The following is a 25,055-nucleotide window of genomic DNA, read 5'->3' on the forward strand; positions in this document are numbered from 1 at the left end:
GTTGGCTTTGGCGCTCAGACGGGCGTTGACTTCGGGACCGAGATCCCTTGCGGGATCGGGTAGAAGGTCGCGCCGGTCTGGGCCTGCCGGGTCAAGGTCTCGGTCGGTTCGTACCGCTTGCCCAACGGGGCGAATTGGCCCAGGCGATCGACGATCGCGCCGGCCCCCTCAGCGTCGCACCAACGAAGGATTCCGCCGCGGAACGGCGGGAAGCCGATCCCGAGGATCAGGCCCATATCGACGTCGGCCGGCTCGCGGACGATCGCTCCTTCGAGGACTCGGGTCGCTTCCAGGAGCATCGGTAAGAAGAGGCGGTCGGTGATCTCCCCCGCGCTCAGGGGGGACGCGCTGGCGGTCCGGTGCGGTTCGAGGATCGGGGCGAACGCCGGGTCGGCGGCCGGCTTCGAGGACTTGCCGCCGTAGGTGCGGAAGCCCGCCCCCGACTTCTTGCCCAGGCGGCCCGCCTTGACGAGGTCTTTCAGGAGCGCGGGCATCGTGGCGCGGTCGGGATAGGCGGCGGCGAGCACCTTGCCGGCGTAGAACGAGGTGTCCAGGCCCACCATGTCGTGCAGAGCGATCGGTCCCACCGGCATGCCGAACGCCGTGGCCGCCTTGTCGATCGCGTCCATCGGAACCCCTTCCTGGAGCAGTAGGAGGGCTTCGGTCATATAAGGGAACAAGACGCGATTGACCAGGAACCCGGCGCAGTCGCGCACCACGATCGGTGTTTTCCGGATCCGCTTGGCCAGGGCGACGATCGTGGCCACCGTCTCGTCGGAGGTGGCTTCTCCGCGGATCACCTCAACCAGCTCCATGCGGTCGACTGGGCTGAAGAAGTGCATCCCGACGAACCGGGCGGGGTCGGGAGCCGCGGCGGCCATCCGTGTGATCGAGATCGTCGAGGTGTTGCTGGCGAGAATCGTCCCCGGCTTGAGAACTCCGGCGAGTTGCTTGTATGTCGCCGTTTTCGCCTCTTCATTCTCGGTGATCGCCTCGATGACCACGTCGCGATCGGCGAGGATGCCGTGCCCGGTCGAGGTGCTCAGTTGCGCGAGCATGTCGGCCAGGTCCATCGGGGCCGCCCGGCCGATCTTGATCCGGGAGAGGACCACGTCCTCCGCCTGCTTGATCCCGGCGGCCAAGCGGGCGTCGTCGACGTCGACCATCGCCGTCGGAATTCCCGAGCGGGCGTGCGCCGCGGCGATCCCGGCGCCCATCAGGCCCGAGCCGACCACGCCGACGCGATCGACCCGCTCCGCTTTGACATCGGCGCGGTCGACCCCCGAGTCGTGCGTCAGCCGGTTCTTCATGAAGAAGATCCCGATCAGGTTGGCGGCGATCGGCGACCCGAACAGCCCGAGCGCGACCTTCTTCTCGGCCTCGAGCCCCTGTTCGAGCGGGAGGTTGCACCCGTCCTTGATCGCCTTGAGCGCGGCCAAGGGGGCGGGATATTGCCCCTTGGTCTTGCTGCGGAGCAACCCTTCGGCGGTCGCGAACGCGAAGGCGGCTTGATCCGGACTCAGGCCGAGCGGTTGCCTTGCCTGTTCGCGACGTTTTTTCCAATCGCCGCTCTCCTGGAAATACTCGATCAACCGCCGCCCTTCTTCGACCAGGCGATCGACCGGAACGGCGTCGAAGATCACCCCCAGCTCGGCCGCCTTCTTGGCGGTCAGAGGCTGCCCGCCGCAGATCACCTCGATGGCGTTGAGACCGATCAGGCGCGGGAGCCGCTGCGTCCCTCCCCAGGCGGGCAAGAGCCCGATGTTGACCTCGGGGAGCTGGATCTTGGTTTCGGGAGTGGCGGTGGCGATCCGCTCGTCGAACGCAAGGGCGAGTTCGGTCCCCCCTCCCATGCAGTTGCCGTCGATCAGCGCGACGGTCGGGAATGGCAGTTGGGCGACCCCACTATAGAGCTTGTGCCCGAAGTCGATCGCCTGGCTCACCTGATCGGGCGAGGCGTAGGCCAAGCTCGCGAGTTCCTTGAGGTCAGCGCCGGCGATGAATTGACCGGGCTTGCCGCTCCGGAACAAGAGTCCGCGCAGGTCGGTCCGGTGCGCGAGCTGGCCGATCCACTTCGCCAACTCGGCGAGCACGGCCTGCGAGAGCGTATTGACCTTCTTGTCGGGCAGGTTGAGCGTCAGCAGGGCGATGGACCCGTCGAGCTCTTCGAGCTGGAATGCGTCGGACATGACGACCCTCGACTGTTGTGTTCGTAGAGTGGGCCCGGCCCACCAATTCTTGGAGGATGGCCGGTGCCCAATGGCACGTCGCTGCCTTCTCAGTCTTGTCGGGTCGGCGTGAGACGACCCGACAAGAGAGAAGACAAGAAGATGGTGGGCCGTGCCCACCCTACGCGGAAACGTCAACCTGTTTGTGGGTTTGACTTATTTGCTGCTGCGAGCCGGTTCGTTCTCGTAGGGCATCAAGATCGCTTCGGGCTCAATACCGACGCCGGCGATGGCCTCGAATCCTCCGGAGGCGATCGTTTCCCCCAGCTTGGTGGTGGCCCGAATGTCGGCGTCGCTCGGCCGAGCGCCCGAGAGCTTGCGGCGGAGGTCACGACAGAGGACGTCGGCCGCCGCCTGGACGACCGGGCTCGATTGGCGGCCCGCCCAGCAACTGGTCGTCACGATCACCATCAGGTCTTGCAGCCGTTGTGACAGTTCGGCCATCCGACACTGCCGATCGGCCAGTTTCAACTGATGGGTGCGCATCACGCCGCTGACTTCCAGGCGGCCGTGCCGCAAGGCGTTGATCGCGAACCGGGCGTGTTCGGCGAGCGGGCGCGGGAGGTCGATTTTGGCGGCACTTCCCCCGAAGGTGAGTGCGAGCCGTTCCTTGATGAACCACTCGGCGTAGGGGAGGAGCGCCTTGCGGAGCATCCAGGCGTGCGCGGGGTTCATGAGGTTCGGCTTTGAAATCTTGGCGTCGTGGAGCGTTCGGCCGATCGGCTCGAAGTAGGTCTTGCCGTGTTCCTTGATCAAGGACTTGAAGAAGGCCATGCCGAGCATCTCGCCTTCGCCTTCATAGATGCAAGGGGCAAGATATTCGTGAACGTTGTCGCCAAAGAGATGGCCGTGGAGGAACGCGCGACCGCCGTGGGTCTTCATGAACAGCTCGATGGCCGCTTCCTTCTGCGCCTCGCTGCCGAAGATCTTGGCGACGATGCACTCCATCTCACCGCGATATCCCTGGTCGAGCAGACTTGAACACCAGTCGACCAGTGAGTCGCAGCCGACGATCAGGGCGGCCAGTCGGCCGACCCGGCGACGGACCAGTTCGCGGTTCTCGATCGGCGCGCCATAGGTCCGGCGGAACCGGGCCCAGGGGAGCAAGTTTGCCAGCATCGTCCGCATCGTGCCGGCCGCGACCGAGCAGAGCGCCACGCGACCGAGGTTCAGGCCGTGGTAGGCGATCGTCAGCCCGTCGCCCCGCGCCGGCTCGAGCAGGTTTTCCTTGGGGACCCGGAAGTTGTGGAACCGCAGCCCCTTGTTGTGCGTGTGCTTCAGCGCGTGCAGGCCGTAAGGGACGGTCTGGAACTGCTCGTTTTCCTGGTCGGGCAGGTCGACGATCAAGACGGCCGGCTTGCCGTTGACCAGACAGACCAGGCCCACCGTCCGGCCGGGGATGGCGTTGGTAATGAAGAGTTTTTCGCCGTTGACGACGTAGGCGTCGCCGTCCAGCGTCGCGGTCGTCCGCAAGGCTGTCAGGTCCGACCCCGCGCACGGTTCGGTCAGGGCGAACCCGGAGAGCCGCTGGCCGCTCGCCAGGAGCGGGAGGTGCCGGCTCTTTTGCTCAGGGGAGCCAAACGTCCGGAGTGGGTCGACCGCGCCGATACAGCCGTGGACCGAGGCGAGCCCGGCGACCGTGGGGTCGACCGTGGCCATCCGGGTCAGGAACCGGGCGAACGCGGTGAACGGGACTCCTTGCCCGCCGTAGGCAGGGTCGACGAGCAGGCCCCAGTAGCCGGCCTTTCCCAGGTCGTCGAGCACTTGCCCCGAGATTTTCCGGTTGGCGTCGAGCAGCGTCCCCGCGTTGCGATGGCGGCGCACCAGGGCGAGCGACTCGTCCATGATCGCGGGCCAGGCGCCTGAGGGCTGGTCCGTCGGCTTGGAGTAGAACAGGTCGAGCGGGAACTCGCGGTCCCAGATCGCGCGGTGGACCGGGCTCTGAGAGGTCTGATAGCGCGGAGCGAAGAGAGCCTCAACCTGATCGTCGGCCCGGTCAAGGGTCCCGGTCCGCTGGGATTCCTCCCGGCTCTTACCGCCGAGTTCCAGTGCGGTCTCGACAAACGTCCGTGGTTCAACGTCCTGGAGGTCCTGGCTCATCGACAACCCCTCCGTCTCGCACAAGTGGGTAGCGCCCACCCTCGCATTTTGATAGGAACGCCGGTGGGCGACGCCCACGGTACACGATGATTAGCCGCTCGTCGACTCCGTGGTTTGATTGGGTTCAAGCACGGTGACTTCGCGCAGCCGCTCGGTCGGTTCGACAATCTCTTGAGGGATCGCCACGATCGTGGTCTCGGGAAGCGGCTGCTCGAGCAGCCAGTCTTCGAGGATCACGTGACTGATATAGGGGGTCCGAAGCAAGGCGGCCTTCGACGGCAACAAACGGGTCAGCCAGGCATGTCGGTTCAGCTCGGAGGCCAATCCGCGCCCGAGAATATGTAAGTATTTATTGCCATTGCCCATCTGGCGGATCACATTGTTTTCGAGTCGGGCGAAGGTGGCGGCGATCAGGCTGGGGGTCGGCCCGACGTGGACGACGAACTCGACGCCCGAGGAGAGAGTTTCGTCGATCACGTCCCAGAGCCGCTGGGGATGGTCGGTCCAGCGGATCAGGACGTCGCGGCTATCGACCATGTTGTGGCTGGCCTCGCCGGTCACCATCGAGAGCACGGTCGGCGACGGAGGCGTCAGGGTTTCCTCGAGCTGATAGAGCATCATCGCCGTTCGGTTCGGGATGTGACGCTGCCAGACCAAGGGGGAGTGAAGCGGCGGCCACTGGTTCGGATTGCGTCTGAGCATCACCTTGTCGGGGATGAAGTCGCCCATCAACTGTTCGATCCGGTTGAGGGTGTCTCCTTGGCCGAGCAACAGCGCTGTGTTGGGCGAGAGATAGGCCGAGGGGCCGATCAGTCCTTTCCCTTCTCCGCTGACCACGCGGCAGAGCCGCTCGACGTCCTCGGTGCGGAGCGTGGCGCCTCGGGTGAACAGGACTCCCAGGGTCGTGTCGGCGGCCAATTCGCCGCAGTCATGCGCCATTTCGAGCGGCACGGGGAGGAGGCTCTCGAGGGTGTAGCTCCCCCCGAAAATCAGTGCGGAGAGTTCGCCGATGCTGTAGCCGAAGGTCATCCGCGACTGGCGGATCGGGACTTCAAACACCTCCTCGAGCAAGCTGAGTTGCGCGAGCTCCATGCCGACGATGGTCGCGATATCGTGCGGGAAGGTCGCCAGTGAGGTCTTCTCGCCGGCCTGAATGAATTCCGCGAGGTCCACCCGCGAATGGATCACTTCGGAGCAGATCTCGGAGACCCGGTCCAGGGTGGCGTGGACGATCGAACCGTAGACCGGATGTTCGAGCAGTTCCCGGCTCCGGCCCAGGTTGGCCACGTCGTAGCCGCGAAACGCGAGCGCTGTGGTTTCGATATGGCGGGTAAGATCGGCCGTCGTCACCATACGTGCGCCTCGAGCGAGACCATCGCTGGAATGGGAAGAGCCGGTCGGTCCCGGCGATGAGCGCGTCGGCTCAGAGTCCATGGGCGTCGACCATCGTAGCCAACGGCCGTCAATGTGCTTCATGATCCTGACCCCGTGATTGGCGTCATCGCACTGGATCTTGCCGCGTCCACTTTTAGTATTACGACCAGAAACGCCCGTGGTTCTCCCCAAACTGTGAGAATGGCTTGTCCAAGCGGGCGATCCTGAGAAAAGTAGGGGTCCTATTGAGTTTGCTGTTTTTGTGGGGTTTGTTGCCTTGTTTTCGCGGGTGGAGGTCGAGTTCCCTCACTCGATTCGAGGCCGCGCGCAGACGAACGACGACCGATCCACGGACAGTCCGTGCTCGTTCGACGAACGGGGCTCGTACTCGATTTTTGGGTCCACTTCCCCTGCCTAGCGATATTGTAGGTGCGAACCCGCGCCGAGAGAAGGGTGGGAGGATGGAGGCATCGGCGCGATCGCACTACAACCTGGGCGGGGGTGTCCCACTCGGTCGGTGTGCGTCCTTGGGGGCGTTTTGGGTCGTCGATCAGCGTCCGCCGCGCGGGATGATCAGCTCGCGGGTCCACTGATTCACCCCGAGGCCGCAGGCGTTGAGGTCCTCGTGGAGGATTCGGAACGCCTCGTGGGCGCGGGTGGATGTGGGATAGCTCAGCCACCCCTCGAACTTCGACCCCTCGGAGTGGGACCAGGACGAGGTGGCGTGGGTCCGCTCCGGGGTCGCCGCGAAGGTATCGGTCAGCAGTTTGCGGGCGAGCGGGGCGTCGGGATGATGGGCGCCCCAGGGACCCGCGGAGGGAGCCGTCCAGTTCAAGGAGAGGCAACAGCTCAGGTTGCGCTCCGAGGCAGGCATCGTGAGCAGGTCGGTCGGGTCGGCCAACTCAAAGCGAAGCGCGAGAATCTCGACGTCGACCAGCCTCGGGGGGTCGATCCAGCGGTCGCGGCGGCCGGGTCGGAGCCACTCCGAATCACCGGAAGCCGGCTTGCGGTAGGGAGCCGGTCGCTCGGGCCCGGTGTTGGTTTTTCGCGCCTCCTGAACCACCCGGCCGGCGACCCGCGCGGTGCTCAGGATCTCGTACGACCGGGCCACGATCCGGAAGGCCCACTCGTCGCCCCCCTGGTCCGGGTGGTGCTTCCTCGCCTTGAGGCGATACGCGTCGCGGATCTCCTCGAGGCTGGCGTTGTTACTGACCCCGAGGATCGCGCTCGGGTCGATCTCGAACCCGTAGGCAATGGAGGGCGACTTTCCCGATGGATGTTGCGCTGACAGGGGGCACACTCCTCTCGCCTCGCCGTCCGGCCGAGAGTTGAAGTCGCGGCTTCGTTCTTCGACGCGCAATCAACCAGACCGTACGAAGATATCACCGGAGTGGCCTCGCCTACAAGTATTCAGCCTGCCGCGTGGGAGCCGGCCAGACTTCGGACGCCGCACCGGAATCAGATCGAACTCCGAATTGGCGGAGTCGCGGAAATTGGTGGAATGGTTACAGCTCCCCAGAGATTCGCTCCCCTCCCGAGATTGTTCCGAGGGCCCGCCAAGTCGCCGGGGTGATCGATTCCTTCACGAAACGCACTGAACTATCAGTGAACATAAGATTGATTCCGTTTTATTGAACTTCGATCCCACGGCACGTCTCGGAAGTGCGATCCACGTCGATGAACTCGGTCTCGACGACGTGAATCGCGTCCGGAAGATGCTTGGCCTATCGCTCCTTCCGACCCGAAACGAGCCTGCGGCTGCCGCCGCTGCCGCATCCGGTCGGTGACCGGGTGGGGCACGTTGTTTGCGTCATTGGCCCTCATTGTCGCGAATGTGAAGTGCGTCCTTGGCTGCAGACACTGGAACGACGATCAACCAACCGTCGGAAGCCACGGACACGGCCACACCTCGCATTCTCCCCGACGCATCGACCACCGGCCCTCCGGTCAAAAGGGGGCCCGTCCCGACGCCGACCTCGAATGCCGTGGGGAAACCGCCGTGGGGAAACTCCTCATCATTCGGTGCTGCCGGGATGGGCCGAGCCGAACCTGACACCGAACCGATCGAACATGCCCCGCCAGGGGTCGGGATCGCGACGAGCTCCCCGATGGAGGGGAGCTCTTGCGCTGACCAGCCCGGGACGGCCCGGAGGTCGTTCGCCGAGATCTTGAGTAGGGCCAGATCGTTCGCACGCGAGAGTCGAACGACCTCGACTGGACTGATACGGCCGTCTGCCAGGCGGCAGGACGGAGTTTTCGTGAGCCCGCTCCCTCTGGTCACGATTTGGCCTTCAGGGCCGACGATCGTCCCGAGGGCGACCGGTTCGTCGCCGTCGAGAATGGTGACCACCGAACGCACCATCGTTTCGACGCCTCGGCGGACCTCGGCACGCTCACTTTCGATGGCCGCATCGCCGTCGAGAACTCTGAATTTGGCATCAAGCAAGTGGTCCCACTGAGCGCGGATGATCTCGATTCTGTAGAGCATGTCGCCATCGAGTCGGTTCGAGGCCCCAACGACCGCGACAACATGGCCGTCCGGATCGAACATTCCTCCCCCGGACATCCCGCCGCTTACGGGAAGCTCCAACTTCACGTGAAGTGCATAGGACCCGGGCACAAATAATCGATGACTCGGAGGCACTACAACACCGGCCGAGCCCCGAGGTGGTCCTCCCGGCTCCAATTCGCCGGGATATCCTCCGACGAGGCAACGGGTACCAGGCTGGAGTCGACGGGAGTCACCCATGTCAGCATGAGGCCAGTCTCCTGACTCTGTGATCTTTGCCAGGCCCACGTCGCTGATCGGGTTCACTCCTAGAACTTTTCCTGCGACGGTTTGGCCGTCCCACAGCGCGATCGACAGTTGATCCCCTGGATTCTTCATATGGTGCTGGCAAGTGACGATTGTGCCGTCTCGATTGACGATCACTCCACTCCATGGCTGTTCGCTTTCCATGTTTGCCGCCCGCATCCGTACGGTCGCCGATGCCGCCCGATCCCTGACGAATGGTGTGACGGGCGTACTTGGCTCGAATGGCGTGGCGGCCTCTTCCCGTTGCGCGGCAGTCCAGAGCAATTCCCGGTCGGCGTCGTTTCCGGCCCGTAAATTGTCCCAAAGTGACTTAATCAATCCGACGTCGGTGAAGAAGCGGTCGTCTTCCTGCCCTGGATAGGACACGTCGCCGAGTCCCACAAGGTCTCCGGCAAGATTGAATACAATTTCGCCTGTCCATCCGGTTGACGCATGCCCTCCGGTTGTGCCCAACCAGGCCGAGGAGTCAACCTTGGTTACCGTCTCCAAGCGTAGACTCGGAGATTGGCAGGGTTGACCGGAATACTCCCTGAAACCGAGGGCGATCACTGACTGGCCGGGTTGCACTCCGGGCGAATCTCCGAGGCCAGCATGAGGCCAGGGTCCGTCGCCATCAAGTCGTAGCAACATCAGCTTCCATTGCCCAGACCAGCCCACGATCCTTCCAGATACCTCGCGACCGTCGGAAAGCAGGACTTTGATGAAATCCACTGTCCCACCCGCAACACAGAGCACGAGACCGTCCGCCGTGACGATCACGCCGGTTTTGCGCCACCAAGGGCGTGAGGTCTGCTTGGTGTGACCCTCCACGGAAACGATTGACGGGCTGACCCGTTTGAAGGCCACTCCGACTCGTTGAGTTAAGCGACCTGACTTCGAATCGCCGCCGTTTTCGTTAAATAAGGAGGTTGTGCATGCCTGGGCAGCAACCCCTTCCCGAGGAGGCAGAGCCGATGTGGCGACCAGTACTATGAATAAGGCGAGTTTCATGCGACCTCCTCGAGTCGAGGTTTCCCGGGGAGTGTCCATGGAATCGGTCCACCAGAGTGGAGATCCATGCAGATCTGTCACTGTATGGTGAAACATTATTGTTTGAACTCGTGCGGCGCCAAGACACATATTGCTCAAGATGATCCGCATCCGGTGCTGAATATTTTCACAAAGCGGTCGGGCATCAGTGAGTCACTTGTACCTTGCAGCGATCGCGCCTTAGCCCGCCTTGATCTTGCCGGGGGAACGCATCGCGAGGGCGAGAGCCTCGACATTCGTCGCGACGCTCAGGGCCTGGGTGCCTGCGATGATGCCGTCCTGATAGAGTTGGAGCAGGTGGGTGTCGAAGGTCTGCATGCCGCGCTGGCCGGTCGTGATGTAGTCGGCAATGTCGGCGATCCGTCCCTCGAGGATGTATTTCGCCGTCACCGAGTCGCAGCGGAGGACCTCGACGACCGGCCAGCGCTGGCCGGACTTACTGACGGTGAGCCGTTGCGCGATGATGCCGACGAGCGAGGCGGCGAGTTGTTCGCGGGCGATCGCGAGCTCGGACGGGGGGACCATCGCGAGGATCCGCTCGATCGTCTGCGCGGCGTTCGAGCTATGGACGGTCGCCAAAACCTGGTGGCCGGTGTCGGCGGCGCGGAGGGCCATTTGCACGCTTTCCGCGTCGCGGAGCTCACCCACGAGGATCACGTCGGGGGCCTGGCGCATCGCCTGGCGGAGACCGTGCCCGAACGTCGGGGTGTCGCGGCCGACTTCGACATGGGAAACGAGCGACTTCTTGTTGACGTGTTCGTATTCAACCGGGTCTTCGAGTGTGAGGATTTTGAGGTGATAGCTCGAGTTGAGCAGGTCGACGATGGCGGCCAGCGTGGTGCTCTTTCCGCTTCCGGTGGCGCCACTCATCAGGGTCAGACCGCGGCGGGCCTGGGCGATCTCGCGAATGACCGGCGGTAGGTGCAAGTCCTCGACGGTCCGGATTCCCGGCAAGATGACCCGGAGCACCAATCCGGGCGCACCGAGGTGGCTGTAGAGGTTGCCGCGGAACCGGGCCAGCGGGGGAAAGGCATACGAGAAGTCATAACCTTGGGCCATCGCCTTGTCGATGTCGTCGATGATCGTCCGCGGCCCGATCGCACGAATCGCTTGGCGGACCTGCTCGTCAGTCAGTGGCGGCAACTCGAGCTCGCGGATCTGTCCGAGGATCCGCAGCATCGGCGGGGAGCCGGTCTGCAGGTGGAGGTCGGACGCCCCTTGATCTACCGCGAACTTGAGAAGCTGGTCAATCGTCATCGCGCAAGGTCTCCGGTCCGGAGCGTCGTGTTGAGGTCTCGAGGTTATTCGGGGGCCGACCGGTGCCGCCGACCCTTTTCGGGTGGTTCCGGCTTGAGGAGCGGTCCCACCCGCTCTTCGATCGGGCCGAGCGTTGTGTCGGCCTTGGCCTCGAGCTTGGCGGTCGCCCGCTCGATCCGTTGCTCGAGTCCGGGGAGCTTCCGTTCGATCGCCGCTTCGACGACCGGGGCTTCCTCGTAGATCAGGTATGCCAGTCCGACCAGCGCGATCGGCAGGAACGAGCCGACCGTCTTGTACACGGCCGTTTTCATCCGGTTCCAGCGCGTCGACCAGTAGTAGATCGCATAGAACGGGATCAGGAGGTTGGCCAGCCCATACCTCAGTCCCTCTTTGAACGGCAGCGAGATCAGGTACGCCACGCCCACGTAGAGCATGCTGACGTTCGAGGCAACCACCCCCAATGCGCCCAGATGCAGCAGCGTCTTCCACTGGAAGAGATAGCCGATCAGGACCAAGACCAGGAAGCCGACCGAGGCCACGTACAGCCAATTCCGCAGCGTCCGCAGGTTTCTTGCGAGCCAACGGGCCGACATCCGCGGTAAGAGCGTCCAGAGCGGAGGCGGCCCGGTGGAGGAGTGGGCCCGACTGAGCTGGTATGGGTCGGTGACCACGTAATCATCGGAGGGACGCCCATGCGTCAAGGGGGGCTCGTCGGCGTCGGAAATCATCTCCGCAATGATGCGCGGGTCGGCCTCCGCCGCGCGAACCTTCAGCGGTGGGGGCGTGTTGAGGAGTTTTCCGAGCGGCTCCGAAGGCTCCTCGCCCGCCAGGGGGCGAAGCCGAAGCGCAGGGCCGGCCTCCTCCACCCTGGACGTGGGGACCACCAAGGAATGACCGCAATGCTTGCACTTGCCGTGCTTGCCCCCGAGATGATCGTCCACCTCGATCGTATGCCCGCACTGTTCACATTGAAATCGGATAGGCATCGGTGGTTCACATGGGGTGATGAGCCTGGCGCCCTGCTCGGCCAGTCAATGGGCTCGAGGCCGGACATGGCTAGCTTGACTATACGTCTCATCTCAGGTTGCCGAAACGTGAATCCCCAGAAACTCGGCTTCGGCCAACCCGAAAGACGACGCTGTCCTCTGCTTCCATTTTAGGACAGAGCGGAAACCTCGACGCGGGAATTGGACGCGACCGACCGATTTCCACCGAACCGCGATGGAAGCCCCGAGGACTCCACCAGCTTGAAATTGTCTTTGGCATTTGCCAATGGCAAGAGGGAATCCCGGCACATCTTCACGTGGAGAGATCGCCCTTCCCACAATCGTGAGAAAAGAGTATTTGATGGGCTCGGTCCATTGGAATGGGCCGAGCCTCACGGTCGCCGAGGCTGAAATTCGGCTCCTCATGGCTCATTGACGGCGGCCGGTCGTCCAGGATGGATGATGACGCGGCTCTTTGGCCCCATCCGCGCGTTCGCCCCCGAGCGTGGGGGACTGCCCTCGACCGTTCGCCCCGGTGGCGACTCGGGTTGATCGTGGCGGTTTGCGGCTTGCTGGCAACTTCGGGGGGATGCGTCAGCATCGGTGCCCACGAGGCGAGCTTGCGGAACGCGCTTGAGGGGCGTCGCGAGCGGGTCGAGGCGATGCGACTCCTGAGTGCGCCGACCGGGGTTTTCCTCACCCGGCACGGCCTGGTCGACGAGGCGGCGAACGACCCGGGCGCAACGGCTCGTTGGCTCGAGACGCGGCTCGCCGCCCAGCCCGAACCGGGGGGAGCCCTGGCCTTGGCCGAGCTCTCGTTTCGGGAGGGCCTGTTGCGCGAGCGGAAGTCGCCCGCGTCGGCGCTCCCCTGGTATCGCGATGCGGCGGCCTGTGCGGCGCTGGCCCTGGCCGAACCGGCGGGTTCGAGTTCCGAGTCGGCGATCGAGACCCATAATCTTGCCTTGAAACGGCTAATCCGACTCTCGCAGGACGATGGCGTTCGCGGCGAGAGATCGTGGCGGGACGTGCTGGGGGCACAGGGGCTGGCCCTTGTGAGTTCGGCCACCTATCTGCACCCCACGCAGCTCGCGGACCTCAAGGTGGCCGACGACCTACGGGTCACTGGCATGGAGAACGTCTATCGGTCGAGTGGGCTGGGGATACCGGTCGTGGCGCATCGGCTGGCCGATTCGACCGCGACGACCGATCCCCGCGACCAGTTCTTGCCACGCGAGATTCGCCTTGGGGCCACCGTCGTCCTGCTGCCCGAAGGGGGCCTTGGCGCGGGTGAGTGGCGGCGGCGGCCGGCGTCCCTCTACTTCGCGGACCCGTTCGGAGCTCCTTCCCTTCCGTTTGGGGAGAGCACCGTCAGTCTGGCGACCGATCGGACGACGCCGCTGGCGGATCAGGTCGCCCGGGTTCACCTTGATGAGCTCGAGTGGGCCGGCCTGTTCCATTCGTCATTCCGGCGCACCGGGGTCCAGGCGGGGCTTTACATGCTCCGGCCCTATGATCCGGGCAAGATTCCCGTCGTCCTGGTTCATGGCCTCTTTTCCAGTCCAAGAGCCTATGTGCAGACGATCAACGAGTTATCGAACACACCGTTGATCGCTTCACGATATCAGTTCTGGGTGTTCCTCTACCCGACTGGCCAGCCGATTCCGGTGTCGGCCGCCCGGCTGCGGACCTGGCTGACCCGAGCGCGCGAGACGCTGGATCCGGAGCATACCGACGCTGCGTTCGACCAGATGGTTCTGGTCGGGCACAGCATGGGTGGCCTGCTCTCCAAGATGATGGCGCAAGACCCAGGGCTCGAGCTCTGGAACTCGACGATCCGGATCCCTCACGACCAGTTCCGATTCTCGCCCAAGCTGCACGAGACCCTGGAAGCATCCCTCATCTTCCGCCCCCTGCCCTTCGTCCGTCGGGTTGTGTTCATCGCCTCGCCGCACCGGGGCAGTCCGCTCGCGAGCGACCTCTTCGGCCGGACCATCTCACGCCTGGTGGGCCGTCCCGATGAGTTGGCCGAGAGCATGAAAGAGATCGAGGCACTCAACGGTCCCAAGGTGATCGCCCCCGAGATGCGCGGGCGGACACCGAACGCCATCGGTAACCTCCGGCCCGACAGCCCGGTTCTCGCCGCTCTGGACCGGGTTCCGATCGACCCGAACGTCCCGTACCACTCGATCATTCCTCAAATCCTCAAAGTGAGCGGGACCGACGGCGTGGTTCTCTATAACAGTTCACACCTCAATGGCGCGGCGTCCGAGCTGATCGTCTCGGGCAACCACTCGTCCCAGCAAAAGCCCGAGGTGACACAAGAGCTCCGGCGAATCCTCCTCGAGCATCTGGGAAGCGTTGGCTCAGCCTCCGGGCCAGTTCCGTGAAAACGGACAAGGCACTGATGGTAGATAAAAATAGGGTGTCTTTTTGGGGAAAATGTGTGAATCCTTGATCGAGATTCGGTTTCTCGGGATGGTGGTCGCCTCTCCCCAATCACTTCAAAAGGAGAGCTGAACGATCCCCGTGCAGATTCGAGGAACGGCATGGATGGTGATCGTGGGCCGAGCCGTTGGGGGTGGACGACGCGTCTTTACGTGATGCTGGCGGCGTTGGCTGTTTTGGGGGGCATGGTCGCGATCGGGCTCTTTTCCTCGAGACGGCCCGCGGCGCGAAGCGGTGAGATCCGGGCGGACGATCCCTCGTTGTTCTATTCCCCTTGGAATTGGTACGGCGACGGATCGAGCTTCCAGACGACTCACTTCGGCGCCTGGTTGAAGTTCGGTTGGACGGGTCGAAACCTGAGGCTGAAGGTCGACGTCTCGATGGCGGACCACGCCGGGATTGGTGCCGACGCGTACCCGGTGATCGGCTATTCGATCGATGGTGGGCCGTTCCGCGTGCTTCGACTCGAGCGGGGCGACCGGGAGCGAACGCTTGCCGCCGACCTGCCGGCGGGGAGGCATCGCTGTCAGGCCTACTTGCGTTGGATCGGCTTTGGGGTGGAGCGCTGGAGGGCGGGCCGGCAGGTCGCACTCTGGCGGGTGACGGGCCTTCGGCTCGACCCGGGTGCGACCACCTACCAGGACCCAACGTTGCGGCCCCGCCGCGCCTTGTTCTTCGGCGACTCGATTCTCGACGGCGCGTTCAATCGGGGCGGTGAGACCGACGCTTTCGAAGCCTGGCCTGAAGTGGTCGCCGAGCGGCTTGACGCTGAGCCCGGCAGGGTTGGATTCGAGGGGCAGAGTTACGCGATCGGCACCGGCTCGGAACACGGCAACGTGCCCGCCCTGTTCATTCCCTTGAACCCGCGAGAGAGCACCTGGGATCTGGTCGACTCGTATCATCCCCGGCTCGCCGCGGGGCAATTCGCACCACGTCCCGACTACGTCTTCCTCTGTCATGGCGTGAACGACGCATTCTGCCATGTTCCCCTGGTTGAGGTTGAAGCCTCGGTCCGCGGTCTGCTGCCCAGGATTCGCGCTGCGTCGGGGCTGTCGGCCCAACTCTTCGTCGTGATCCCGTTCGAGGGCTCCAACCGCGCTCCCATCCAGGCCGCGTTCGACGCCTACCAGGCCGCGTCCCCCGACTCGAACTGCCATCTGATCGATCTCGGTGATGACGTTTCCTCCAAGGTCGAAGACCTGGTGGACGGCAAGCCTGCCCGCCGCTCCTTCGATCGCCTTCACCCCAACAGCGCCATGCACGCCCGCCTTGGCACCATGATGGCCGATCGGGTGAGCGCGATTCTTTCGCATTCGGGGCAACGATGATCGTCGTTAAGTGGGATTGTTTGGTGGCATGGTTTTGTGTTTGAAATGGGCAGCCCCTCTGAGGTTGCAATGGCCCGGCCCGACGAAAACGGGCGTGGATAGAGACGGTCGCCACGTGACCGGGGGCTCTACGTCCGCCGGAAGCCAGGGAGCATAAGCTCCCTATCCCTCTCGGTAAAGCCGCTCCCTGTTGCTCCCCGCCAGGGGCTTCCTGGGACCGCGGGCGTCCCGCCCGCTCTTGTATTGAATTGAAATATTAAATTAAATTGAATTGAATTGAATTGCGGGCGGGACGCCCTCGGACCCAGGGGGAGGGAGCGTCAGCTCCCTCTCGTTGAGCCTTCGCATGGGGTGGTTCTTTTGACACTGGGGCAACGGCATCGGGTTGACGGATCCGGGCGGAAAACCCGGTAATATGACGATAATCTCCTTGGATATGACTTCTTTGACGCTCGGTAGCCCCGGCGGGGCGGACCAATGTGGCCGAGGGAAACGCTGTTAATCGTTTATGTCTCTCGATTGTCCTTGACCAGGTGCTTGAGCTTGTCGGGATTGCGCACGATGTAAATCGAGGCGATAAACCCGTCCCGGACGTCGATCGCCAAGGTGTGAATTGCCCCGTCGGGTTCGGTGACGAGGAACCCGGGTTGGCCATTGATTCGGGTCGGGGTGACGCTGTATTGCGCGTATCGATCGTACTTCGAGGCGAGGCCCACAAAGAATCGAGTGATCTTGGCACGTCCCAGGATGGGCCGGAGCGCGGCGACCCGTTTGCCGCCGCCGTCGGTGCTGAGGACGGCATCCTCGGCGAGCAGGCGGGTCAGGGTCTCGGCGTCGCCACTGCGCGCGGCGGTGAAGAAGGCTTCGGCGAGCCGGGCTCCGGCCTCAGGGGGGATCGGGAACCGGGGCTGCGACTCCTTCACGTGGGTGCGGGCGCGGGCGGCAAGCTGGCGGCAGGCGGGCTCGCTCCGGCCGAGGGTTCGGGCCACCTGGCCGAACTCGATGTCGAAGACGTCGTGGAGCAAGAAGGCGGCCCGTTCGAGCGGTGAGAGCCGCTCGAGCGCCAGCATCAGGGTCATCGACAGCTCATGGGCGTAGTCGCTCGCCGTCTCGGCATCGAGGGGCTCGTCATCCAGGACCGGCTCGGGGAGCCAGGGGCCGATGTAGTGCTCGCGCCGGGACCGGGCCGACTTGATCTGATCGAGACAGAGCCGGGTCACGACCGTCGAGAGAAACGCACGCGGGTTGGCCACCGCCGCGCGATCGGTTGTGTGCCAGCGCAGATAGGCCTCTTGCACCACGTCCTCGGCCTCGGCGACCGAGCCCAGCATGCGATAGGCCAGGCCGGTCAAACGCCGCCGCTGGGTTTCAAATTCCCCCGCGTCGATCGGTTCAGGCGTTGTTGTCGTCATCAGGCCACCTGGTGCCGGGCGACGGCCAAGGTCTTACCGCCGATCGTGATCCGGCTGCACGCCTTGCCCTCTCCCAGCGCGTATTTCAAGGTCGGGAAGAGCCGAGCGGAGGTCAGTGCAAAGCTGAGCGAGACGAGCCCTCGCTTGCCCCACCGCGCGACGACCTGCTCGCGAAGCCCGTCGGCCTCAGGGTCGTGGGCGAGCGTCGCCTCGGCGAACCGAAAGCCGAGCCTCACCTCTTCGGGCATGGCTTGCAGGTCGCGTTCGAGAATCGCTTGCAGCACTTCGGGGGGCACTCCCTCACGCTCGGACATCGTCGTCACCAACTGCGTGCAAGGCCCGCAGTCCTCGGCCATCGCCCCCACCAGCTTCGCGGCCGACCAGACGGCGAGCGGCACGTCTTTGCGGTACCGGGCGATCCCCATGACCTTGGCGAACTTGCGGAACGCCGCGGGATCCGCGTCGAGCAGTTCGCGGGCGTAGGTCATGTCGTAGATGTATGAGGTTTCAAACGCATGAATTTGTCGCTTGATCAACCAGCCGAACATCGTGAAGCTCCCTTCCAGCCAGCGTGGTCGGGCCGAGGCGGATGCATGATCTCCTGGTGAGCATTGCGTCCTCGAACCGCCCTTGGCAAGTCTTTCTCAATCAGGCTTCCACCCTAACGACGAGGGAGCCGTTCGCGACGTGACATTCGCGGGTCGAGGTTTTTGAGGGCGAGACGTAAGCGGGTTTCTGGAAAGGGGTTCGGGAAATGGGGGCGTGGCAAGGTGCGAGCCATGCGATGAGGCTATTTCGCGAATTCGGCGTACTTATGCATCGTGTAGAAGTGCCGGCCGTTGCGGGGATTGAGGAATCGGTAGAGGGGCACGGTGTCCGGCTTCTCGTCGGGGTAGAGCAAGCAGGCGATTCCGTCCGAGCGATAGCCTGCGCGGGCGACGCCTTCGCCGTCCGGTGCCGTGGTGTAGAACGGTTCTTTGCGGCTCCGCCAGCGATAGAGCGGGACCGTGCCTTCGGTCGCGCTCGGGTAGACGTAACAAGAGACGCCTTCGGAGACGTACCCTTGGCGTTCCAGTCCTTCGGGGGTGACAGTGTACAGGTGATGCCCTTGCCGGGGGTGGAACCAGCGTGTGAGCGCGACGGTCCCCGGGTGTGGCTCCGGATAGACGTAGCCCACGACCCCTTCGGTTTTGAGCCGGGTGACGTCGAAGTGGAGCACCACGTCTGACGGGGCATAGTCGATCGCGCAGAGGACGCCGTAATCACGGAACGCCTTGACTCGCTTGTTGATCTCGGCGTTGATCTTCGCGCCGAGCTGAGACGCCTTGCCGTCGGCGATTTGAGTGACCACCTGATCGAACGATCGGCCGAGGATCTTCGCCAACGCGCCGGCGAACCCTTCGAGCTCGCGCCGCTTGACCTCCTCGACCTCGACCCGGAACCGCGGGGCGCCGTCACGCCCGGGCTCGACGTTGATCCCGATCCGCACGTCGAACCGGAAGCCGGTCCAGTTCTCGGTGGATTCCTCCTTGCGGGGGCGCTTCTCCTTGAGCGGAGACACCGTGGGGGGGCGGAACTCACCGACGACCTGGCATGCCAACTCGAACCGCCGCGACTTGGGGTCGATCGCCAGGAGCCGGAACTTCTGAACGGTTCCTTGGTACTTGCCGTCCTTCTGGAACGGAATCGTCGGGACGTTCTCGATGACGCCGGAGAGGAAGTCCTTGTCGAGCTTGATCTCGGCCGCCGCGAAGCCAAAGGCGGGGAAAAAGAGACTCGCAACGGCGAAATGAAGGACGGCGATCGTCCCGGAGGCTGGAACCCTCATCGTCACTTCTCTCTCTTCGTCCATGAAGCAGTCGCGGGCCCCAGGCAGCCGCCTTGCGCCGCAAACAACGGTGGCGACTCGGCGGATTCGCCCTGATGGTAACCGTGCGCCACCATCAAGGGAAAGGCCGATTCGCCGCGTGGCAATGACCTGGACTGGCCGGCGGTTGAGAACGAGCATCGGCGTTCTCAAGGGGACGGCTTTCTCCACCCAGGGCCACCTGGATGTCGGGATCAAGGACGGGGGACTGTTGGCGGTTCGGGGTCGGTGGCCGGCAAGCCCGCGTCGCTCCTGACCCGGACATAAGACGGGAACCGCGGGACCCCGCCGTCGGAAAGCTCTTGGTAGCGGAACGTGATCGTGGCGCCGATTGCCGGCGGCGCTGAGCGTTCGGCGTCGGAGAAGCCCGTGCCGACCGAAAACGTGTCCCGTCCGCCAACTCCACCAGCAAGGCGCCGAGCCGTCCCTTGTGCCGCCCTGCCCCTTTGAGATGCTCGAGCACGCGCGCCTCGGCGTCACGAAAGCTCTTGACCTTCAAGAGCGTGGTCGACCGCCCGACCTCGTAGCGCGAGCCGGGCTGGCGGAGCATCAGCCCCTCGCCCCCGAGTGTCTCGACCCGCGCCAGCTCCTCACGCAACTGCGCCAGGCCGGTGCAGGCGGTATGCTCGTGGGCTTTCAAATAGGCCGACCGCGATCGAGCCATCTGCTCGCTGACGAACGCCAGGCGGTCTTCGAACGTGGCGTCGACCCCGGGGGCGTCGAACACGACGTAGCGGACTTCCTTCCAGTGGTCGCTCTTGTCCTGGCGGCGGACGATCCCGACCGTCCGCTGGAACGCCTTGCGGCCGATCCAGAGCTCACCATCGAGCGGAGTCTCGGGGAGCCCTTCGAGGAACCAGGCGGGGGCGTGGAACAGGTTGCCGAGCCGTGAGATCAGTGCCTTGCCGTTCCAGTAGGCTCTCACTCCGTCGAGCTTCTCGCTGACCCACCAGCCCGCCAGGTCCTCGGCGTTGTCCCACTTCTCCGCGAGCAGCAACGGCGGCCCCGTCTTCGTGGCGGCGCCCTCTCCGTCGGGCTCGCTCGCCGTTTCCAGCTTTGGCCCAGGGTCGAGGCCGACCCGAGCCTGCTCCGCCGTCTCGCCGCGCAGCTTGCGCAGGTGCTTGCAAGTCCGCCGCTCGATCGCCGTCGACTGGTTTCGCCAGGCCGGACAGGAGCAGGAATAAACCCCTCCGGTATTCTTCAACACGTAGGGCTTGGCCCCCGATCCTTTCATCTCGACCGACTCACCGTCACTCAGGTCGGGCATATCGGTTCGTCCTTCCCCGTTAAGGGCTGTTGGACCCAGGTTTCTCCGTGCCGGGTGCCAACTTTATCGGACCGGGATGTTCGAGACCATGGCCTTGGTCATCTCGTCCTGGCCCCCTTGAGGTTGACGGTCCAGCACTTGGCAGAATCAAGATTCGTAGACGAAATGATTGCATGCATTGGGTGTGGCTGGTTTGGCAAGTCGGACCAGGTGGAGCCACGCCGCCATCGGCCTTTTTTTCTCGGATTGGCGCTCGAACGGTTTCGCGAAACGGCTCAGGACGCGTCGCGCATGGTTCGAGCACGGGCCGGGAATGGGAGAAGTCGATATGGTGCATAGACGTGCTCACGATTGACATACTGGTCCATTGAGAAATCTGTCATTCTGTCTCAGTCGTGCCGAGTGTGGTGGAAAAAACCCACGGTCGATGGTGTTTGCTCCAAGAGTGTCGACTTAAATCACCGTTTCTGGGAGATCTCGTGCAAAATGATCGCCAAGTGGGTTGAGCGGCACATTCATTGCGTAGTCATCACCCAATGTCATTTGCATTCCATTAGGGACGGAGCCGGACAGTTTCCTCAGTTTCGGAGTGTCAGGCTACCGGGAAGGTGACGCCCCAATGACACCGCCATGACGCGGTGATTGGCCTGAATTTTGAGGAGGGTTTCATGCTCCCAATCTCCGATGCCACCAATCACAGAGCCTTACCCGACGACGATCCCTCCAGCGATTGTCACGAGGATTCCGGGGGGGAGCCGGTTCCCCGGCCTTGGGAGAATCGCAAGGCGACCGCTCGGGCGCACCGGGCCAGCCAGGCTCGGTCCGCCAGCACACGCCGTCGTTCCGTTGATCCGTGCACGAGCGAGATGGTTTACTCCCCGGCCGAGCTCGAGTTCATGTTGGCCATGCAGGCGTATAAGCAGTCGAGCGGGCGGATGTTTCCGACCTGGAGTGAAGTCCTTGAGGTGCTCACGAAACTTGGTTACGAGAAGTTCCCGTAAAGCGACGACCGCCCACCCTTTCCAATGAATTCAGGAGCGGGCAGAATCCCCGGTCGTCCAGGCCATTGAGCGGTTGCGTCCCGCTTCTGGATCTCCCCCGAGTCTTCATGTCGTTGGATTCTGGGGAGAAGAGCGGTTTTCAGCTCAGGGGCGATTCTTTGGGAACGCCGGAATCGCAAAAGGAAAAATGGCGTTTTGGGTCACAATCCTGTAAATTGCCGATGAGAGACACATCTCGTCAGGATTTCGCGATCAAATCAGTCGCCCCATCGTGGTCATTTGACCTGTGAGTTGACACTCGATGAGTAAAGTCATCATGACAGATTTCATTGAGAAGTTGCCTCAGGCCTTCCGGGAGGGGGATTCTCACGTGACGGCCAAGGATGTCGAGGCCGACAACGTGCAACTCCTGCAAGCGATTTATCATGCGGTGATTCAAGGGGATCTTGCAGCCTTCGCGGACCTGCTCGCGGAGGACGTTGACCTCGAGATTCTGGGTCCGTTAACCATCCCGTTCCTTGGCTCATGGCAGGGCCGACAGCAGGTGACGGAAGCCGTGCGGAATAACTTCGCCACGGTGGAGGATCAGAGTCCCGAATTGCAGTCCGTGATCGCCCAGGGGAACACGGTGGTCGCCAGTGGACGTGAGCGGGGCCGTTACAAAGAGACAGGGCAAGCTTACGACGTCCAATGGGTCCAGTTCCATACCTTCAGCAATGGGAAACTGGTTCGCATCCGCCAGCTTGTTACCGACTCGCGAAGTTGACCAAGCTTTGGTCTCACCTCGGCCCAGCCGATTTTCACTGAGCTCGCCTTAAACCGAGGGGCTGCCCACCCTGAAACTGCGGAGTGGGATCCTGGGGGACTCGTGCACGCAGATCGTGGTGGCGTGGTGCGTCACGAAGCGTGCTGAGTCGTGACCCATGGCCACGATATTGGCTTCCTTATGATTTGCTGGTTATTCTATTGTTCTGAAGCATGAACTCTCTCAATTGCAGTTGACGGTCGATTGGCCTCGCCCCATAATCCGGCCCACTCGAACTCACATCCGCCGCTTCCTCACCTCCCCTCTTCTCCCATCTTGCTCTTGACTCGTCCTCCAACAAGCGAGGTTGATCGATGTCCGTCTTACTCGTCCTTCTGGCCGTGACATTAAGTGGTGAAGATGGCTCCTCGATCCCGAGTGGCCCCGCGGCTTCGCCGCAGGTGAAGGCTCGGAGGATCGAGGGAGCGGCGGCCGCGACCGGACCGACGATTTCCTATGAGGTTCGGTACGTCACGATGACGGATCTGGATTGGCGTGGCAAGTTTGACCCCAAACTCATTCCGGTCGCTCGCCAAGGGGGCGCGGCGGTCTGGGCGGCCGATTCGGCGACCTTGGCCGAGTGGCTCAATTTCTGCCAGGCTGACAGTCGATGCCGCATCGTCCAGGCGCCGAAGGTCACGACTCCGGCGGGCGGCGAGGTCAGCCTGACCCACGGCGAGGTCATTCACTACGTGGCTCACCTCGAACGGGTCGCCGACGGCCCCATCAATAAGGCGAGTAAGCTGGCGTTCAAGCCCGAGATCGCTCAGGTTCATAACGGGATTCGCACGCGTCTCTCGTCCGGCCGGATCGAGGAGCAAGGTCTTCGCGCACGGTTCCTGATCGAAAATGACCGCCTCGTGTCCTTTCAGGCGTCGCAGTACCGCGAGATGGTCAACCCGCTCGAGGAGAGTCCGGTCGAGCCGCAGGGCCTGTTCGCCTCGGGGGTGAACCGGCTCGCTCAGCCTCACGCGGCGAGTCTCGCGGCGACGATCCAGTACCCCGTGGTTGACTCCGCGCGGGTCGATGGCGAATGGCTGATACCGACGGAGGGGGCGCTGATCGTCAGCCTCGGAAGTTCCCTCAAGAAGGGGAAGGTTCTCAAAGAAATCCGCAATGAAGAACTGGTCGTGATTCGCTATCGACCCGACCCTGGCGCATCGCCCACCCCGATCGCCGCGGAGCAGACCGCCGCCGTGCGGCCGACTCGTCTCAAAAGCCCCGCCGCGAACTGAACGACCGAGAATGCAGCCGACCGCCCGCCGCTGTGGGCTTGACCCGGGAACCGCGTTTTGAGGGGAATTCGAGTGGCCTCGGTGGTTTGCAATCGGGGTCGTACAGCAACCTGAGCGGATCGCGGAGCCATCAACTAATCCGTTTCAAGCCGGTGAATCAAGACCCAAGAGGGGGACTGGCTGGCCCGGAAGAGCATCGCTCCCCAACGTCAACCGGGTTCCCCGGGGCCAGGGTCAGGGGAACCCGAGTCGGGTTGCCCCAACCGGCTCCGTCCCTCATCCTGGTTCGGGCTCGACGTAGTGCCACGATCCGCCGCGCGTCTGATAGCGCTCGAATTGGCCGGGCACCGAGGGTTTGGGGTTCCGATCGGGGCCGAACTTGACGTTGACCTTACCCGACTGCACGAACTCATACTCGATGACAAAGCCATCCGGGGGCACGAACTCCGGTCCTCCCGGCTTCCCCGCCATCGTGATCTCCTCACCGTGCTTCGGTCCACCGACGATTTTCATGAGGGTCCTCAACGGGCCTGTTGGACGTTGCAAACGATTCCGTCCGCATGGGCAGGCGATGATGGACTCGATTGGCCCGCTTTGTAAAGCCCCGCCGAACCCAGGATGGTGTCATCAGCGATTCACGATGGATTCGCCGTCAGGGTCGGATTCGTCCCGTCGGGTGGGCACGGCCCTCCATCCCGATCTCCTTGGCAAATCGAGAGGTTACGTTGAAGGGTAAGACCCCGCAACAGGTCCATGAGGTGGGTCGGTGATCGTGCCAGGAAGGGGCAGGAAGAACCTCTCCGACTTCGAATGAACGCGACCTTGATCCGTCGATTGGTGCGGATTCGGGAGTTAGGGCCGAACGACAGTGTGATTGTGGTTTCAATAAATTGTAATGTTTATCGATGTTTTCCGGCGATGTGAATCCACGCTGACGAAGCTCAGTTGCGGAGGTGTATTGACTGGGAAATGATTAGGATGGGTGGGATCTGCCCGGGTTGTGTTTTTGGCGATCACGAATTCATATTTTTGTTGATCGACAGTTTCATGTGTCGGGGCCCCGCTCAACCCGCAGTGACGGCCCCTGCACGACCGTCGGCGGATCCGACTTTTCTGGGCATACGGCCGAGAGCGATCGGGGTGCTGCTGCTGTCCCTAAGGCTCTCGGCGATGCGACCTCCTGGCCAGTCAAGGGCGGCTCAAGAGGGCGGAGTCGCACCCGGGCTATCCTTCTTTGAGTTTGCGGAGGATGCCTCGTGTTGATCCACGGCGTCTCGGAGGAAGCCGACGACGAGTGCGTTCAGCGAATTCTTGTCCTCACGCGCTCGCGAAGCCAACTGCTCGTGAAGGGCTGGGGGCATCCGGATTTGAAAGTGGACGACGGTCTCGGGCATTTTACACCTGGTTGGGCGCGCTGCGCTCGGTCTCGAACGGAGCGAAGCCGTTTCGGGGTATGATATAAGGTTCAGGATCATTCTCTGGGTGCCAGGAACCCTTGTCAATCGTCAAGCCAAGGACGCTTGCCAGCGCCTCCTTCGATGCAGTCGCCAAGGGGCCAATCCGGTCCAAGCGATTGCCGAGTTGTCGTCCAATTCGGCAGTGGCGTCCCTCCATTTCCGTCCGAAGCAAAACACACCAGCCACCCCGATCGTTCGGCCTGTACTCCCCCCGAACGTCAACCGCCGTCGAGCCGATTCGGGCCGCGCCCATGCGAATCGGAGGAATTGCTCTTGAACCAGATCGCTCCGCTCGATACTGTCTGTGGGCCGATTCCCCGATAGCTCAATCGGTAGAGCGAGCGGCTGTTAACCGCTAGGTTCTAGGTTCGAGTCCTAGTCGGGGAGCTTTGAGAGTCTTCTTAACGGAAGATCCGAAATGAGAAGGGGTCACGGTGAAAGCCGTGACC

General features: G+C 63.2%; 17 protein-coding genes, 1 tRNA gene and 1 pseudogene. 6 read left to right on the forward strand and 13 right to left on the reverse strand.

Annotated features, from left to right (window positions below):
- Positions 1-14 precede the first annotated feature (14 nt).
- The 7 genes from BUS42_RS27540 to BUS42_RS27575 form a co-directional block, all read right to left on the reverse strand.
- A complete protein-coding gene (locus BUS42_RS27540; protein WP_074312383.1) occupies positions 15-2,189 on the reverse strand; it encodes a 3-hydroxyacyl-CoA dehydrogenase NAD-binding domain-containing protein in 2,175 nt (724 codons plus the stop codon).
- Positions 2,190-2,384: 195 nt separating this feature from the next.
- Positions 2,385-4,328, reverse strand: a complete 1,944-nt coding sequence (locus BUS42_RS27545) for an acyl-CoA dehydrogenase family protein (RefSeq protein WP_074312385.1) — start codon at positions 4,326-4,328, stop codon at positions 2,385-2,387.
- A gap of 90 nt (positions 4,329-4,418) precedes the next feature.
- Positions 4,419-5,681, reverse strand: a complete 1,263-nt coding sequence (locus BUS42_RS27550; protein WP_074312387.1) for an ACP S-malonyltransferase — start codon at positions 5,679-5,681, stop codon at positions 4,419-4,421.
- Between the two features lie 571 nt (positions 5,682-6,252).
- Positions 6,253-7,002, reverse strand: a complete 750-nt coding sequence (locus tag BUS42_RS27560; protein ID WP_074312389.1) for a J domain-containing protein — start codon at positions 7,000-7,002, stop codon at positions 6,253-6,255.
- A 510-nt stretch (positions 7,003-7,512) separates the two neighbouring features.
- Positions 7,513-9,657, reverse strand: coding sequence for a trypsin-like peptidase domain-containing protein (locus tag BUS42_RS46210; RefSeq protein ID WP_083670693.1), 2,145 nt, complete (start codon positions 9,655-9,657; stop codon positions 7,513-7,515).
- A 69-nt stretch (positions 9,658-9,726) separates the two neighbouring features.
- On the reverse strand, positions 9,727-10,803 hold the full coding sequence (locus tag BUS42_RS27570) for a type IV pilus twitching motility protein PilT (RefSeq protein ID WP_074312393.1): 1,077 nt from the start codon (positions 10,801-10,803) through the stop codon (positions 9,727-9,729).
- Positions 10,804-10,847: 44 nt separating this feature from the next.
- Entirely contained in the window at positions 10,848-11,789 is a 942-nt protein-coding gene (locus BUS42_RS27575) for a zinc ribbon domain-containing protein (protein WP_074312395.1), read from the reverse strand.
- Between the two features lie 620 nt (positions 11,790-12,409).
- Between BUS42_RS27575 and BUS42_RS27580 the strand changes: the two genes are divergently transcribed.
- The gene (locus BUS42_RS27580; protein WP_254053830.1) at positions 12,410-14,176 is read left to right on the forward strand and encodes an esterase/lipase family protein; all 1,767 of its coding nucleotides are present in this window, start codon (positions 12,410-12,412) and stop codon (positions 14,174-14,176) included.
- Positions 14,177-14,335: 159 nt separating this feature from the next.
- Complete coding sequence (locus BUS42_RS27585; protein ID WP_074312397.1) at positions 14,336-15,562, forward strand: GDSL-type esterase/lipase family protein; 1,227 nt, start codon at positions 14,336-14,338, stop codon at positions 15,560-15,562.
- 506 nt (positions 15,563-16,068) lie between these two features.
- On the opposite strand, the gene BUS42_RS27590 is transcribed toward BUS42_RS27585, so the two are convergent.
- The 4 genes and pseudogenes from BUS42_RS27590 to BUS42_RS27605 all read right to left on the reverse strand — a co-directional run bounded on the left by BUS42_RS27590 (position 16,069) and on the right by BUS42_RS27605 (position 20,108).
- The gene (locus BUS42_RS27590) at positions 16,069-16,974 is read right to left on the reverse strand and encodes a sigma-70 family RNA polymerase sigma factor (protein WP_074312399.1); all 906 of its coding nucleotides are present in this window, start codon (positions 16,972-16,974) and stop codon (positions 16,069-16,071) included.
- Positions 16,974-17,522 (reverse strand): hypothetical protein, encoded by a 549-nt coding sequence (locus tag BUS42_RS27595; RefSeq protein ID WP_074312401.1) that lies wholly within the window; start codon positions 17,520-17,522, stop codon positions 16,974-16,976. Before BUS42_RS27595 ends, BUS42_RS27590 begins: the two co-directional genes overlap by 1 nt.
- A 242-nt stretch (positions 17,523-17,764) precedes the next feature.
- Positions 17,765-18,802 carry a hypothetical protein gene (locus BUS42_RS27600; RefSeq protein ID WP_074315402.1) on the reverse strand — a complete coding sequence of 346 codons (1,038 nt, stop codon included), beginning with the start codon at positions 18,800-18,802 and terminating at the stop codon, positions 17,765-17,767.
- Between the two features lie 233 nt (positions 18,803-19,035).
- A pseudogene (locus tag BUS42_RS27605) lies at positions 19,036-20,108 on the reverse strand (DNA ligase).
- Between the two features lie 668 nt (positions 20,109-20,776).
- Between BUS42_RS27605 and BUS42_RS27610 the strand changes: the two are divergent.
- From BUS42_RS27610 to BUS42_RS27620, 3 genes are all read left to right on the forward strand, one after another.
- Entirely contained in the window at positions 20,777-21,109 is a 333-nt protein-coding gene (locus BUS42_RS27610; RefSeq protein ID WP_074312403.1) for a hypothetical protein, read from the forward strand.
- 316 nt (positions 21,110-21,425) lie between these two features.
- Complete coding sequence (locus BUS42_RS27615; protein ID WP_254053831.1) at positions 21,426-21,875, forward strand: nuclear transport factor 2 family protein; 450 nt, start codon at positions 21,426-21,428, stop codon at positions 21,873-21,875.
- A 353-nt stretch (positions 21,876-22,228) separates the two neighbouring features.
- Complete coding sequence (locus BUS42_RS27620; RefSeq protein ID WP_074312407.1) at positions 22,229-23,149, forward strand: hypothetical protein; 921 nt, start codon at positions 22,229-22,231, stop codon at positions 23,147-23,149.
- Positions 23,150-23,425: 276 nt separating this feature from the next.
- Here BUS42_RS27620 and BUS42_RS27625 read toward each other — a convergent pair whose 3' ends face one another.
- Both BUS42_RS27625 and BUS42_RS27630 read right to left on the reverse strand, forming a co-directional pair.
- On the reverse strand, positions 23,426-23,662 hold the full coding sequence (locus BUS42_RS27625) for a hypothetical protein (protein WP_074312409.1): 237 nt from the start codon (positions 23,660-23,662) through the stop codon (positions 23,426-23,428).
- A gap of 686 nt (positions 23,663-24,348) precedes the next feature.
- Positions 24,349-24,624, reverse strand: coding sequence for a toxin-antitoxin system HicB family antitoxin (locus BUS42_RS27630; protein ID WP_315850742.1), 276 nt, complete (start codon positions 24,622-24,624; stop codon positions 24,349-24,351).
- A gap of 296 nt (positions 24,625-24,920) precedes the next feature.
- Between BUS42_RS27630 and BUS42_RS27640 the strand changes: the two genes are divergently transcribed.
- Positions 24,921-24,993: transfer RNA gene (locus BUS42_RS27640), tRNA-Asn, on the forward strand.
- Positions 24,994-25,055: the final 62 nt, after the last annotated feature.

This window comes from Singulisphaera sp. GP187 (assembly GCF_900129635.1).
Taxonomy (GTDB): Bacteria; Planctomycetota; Planctomycetia; order Isosphaerales; family Isosphaeraceae; genus Singulisphaera.

Coding starts and splice junctions, on each gene's coding strand:
- BUS42_RS46210 (WP_083670693.1), bottom strand. CDS start 9,657: ATGCGGATCATCTTGAGCAATATGTGTCTTGGCGCCGCACGAGTTCAA.
- BUS42_RS27540 (WP_074312383.1), bottom strand. CDS start 2,189: ATGTCCGACGCATTCCAGCTCGAAGAGCTCGACGGGTCCATCGCCCTG.
- BUS42_RS27585 (WP_074312397.1), top strand. CDS start 14,336: ATGGATGGTGATCGTGGGCCGAGCCGTTGGGGGTGGACGACGCGTCTT.
- BUS42_RS27590 (WP_074312399.1), bottom strand. CDS start 16,974: ATGACGACAACAACGCCTGAACCGATCGACGCGGGGGAATTTGAAACC.
- BUS42_RS27610 (WP_074312403.1), top strand. CDS start 20,777: ATGCTCCCAATCTCCGATGCCACCAATCACAGAGCCTTACCCGACGAC.
- BUS42_RS27625 (WP_074312409.1), bottom strand. CDS start 23,662: ATGAAAATCGTCGGTGGACCGAAGCACGGTGAGGAGATCACGATGGCG.
- BUS42_RS27600 (WP_074315402.1), bottom strand. CDS start 18,802: ATGAGGGTTCCAGCCTCCGGGACGATCGCCGTCCTTCATTTCGCCGTT.
- BUS42_RS27620 (WP_074312407.1), top strand. CDS start 22,229: ATGTCCGTCTTACTCGTCCTTCTGGCCGTGACATTAAGTGGTGAAGAT.
- BUS42_RS27575 (WP_074312395.1), bottom strand. CDS start 11,789: ATGCCTATCCGATTTCAATGTGAACAGTGCGGGCATACGATCGAGGTG.
- BUS42_RS27545 (WP_074312385.1), bottom strand. CDS start 4,328: ATGAGCCAGGACCTCCAGGACGTTGAACCACGGACGTTTGTCGAGACC.
- BUS42_RS27615 (WP_254053831.1), top strand. CDS start 21,426: ATGACAGATTTCATTGAGAAGTTGCCTCAGGCCTTCCGGGAGGGGGAT.
- BUS42_RS27550 (WP_074312387.1), bottom strand. CDS start 5,681: ATGGTGACGACGGCCGATCTTACCCGCCATATCGAAACCACAGCGCTC.
- BUS42_RS27595 (WP_074312401.1), bottom strand. CDS start 17,522: ATGTTCGGCTGGTTGATCAAGCGACAAATTCATGCGTTTGAAACCTCA.
- BUS42_RS27630 (WP_315850742.1), bottom strand. CDS start 24,624: ATGATCCTGAACCTTATATCATACCCCGAAACGGCTTCGCTCCGTTCG.
- BUS42_RS27570 (WP_074312393.1), bottom strand. CDS start 10,803: ATGACGATTGACCAGCTTCTCAAGTTCGCGGTAGATCAAGGGGCGTCC.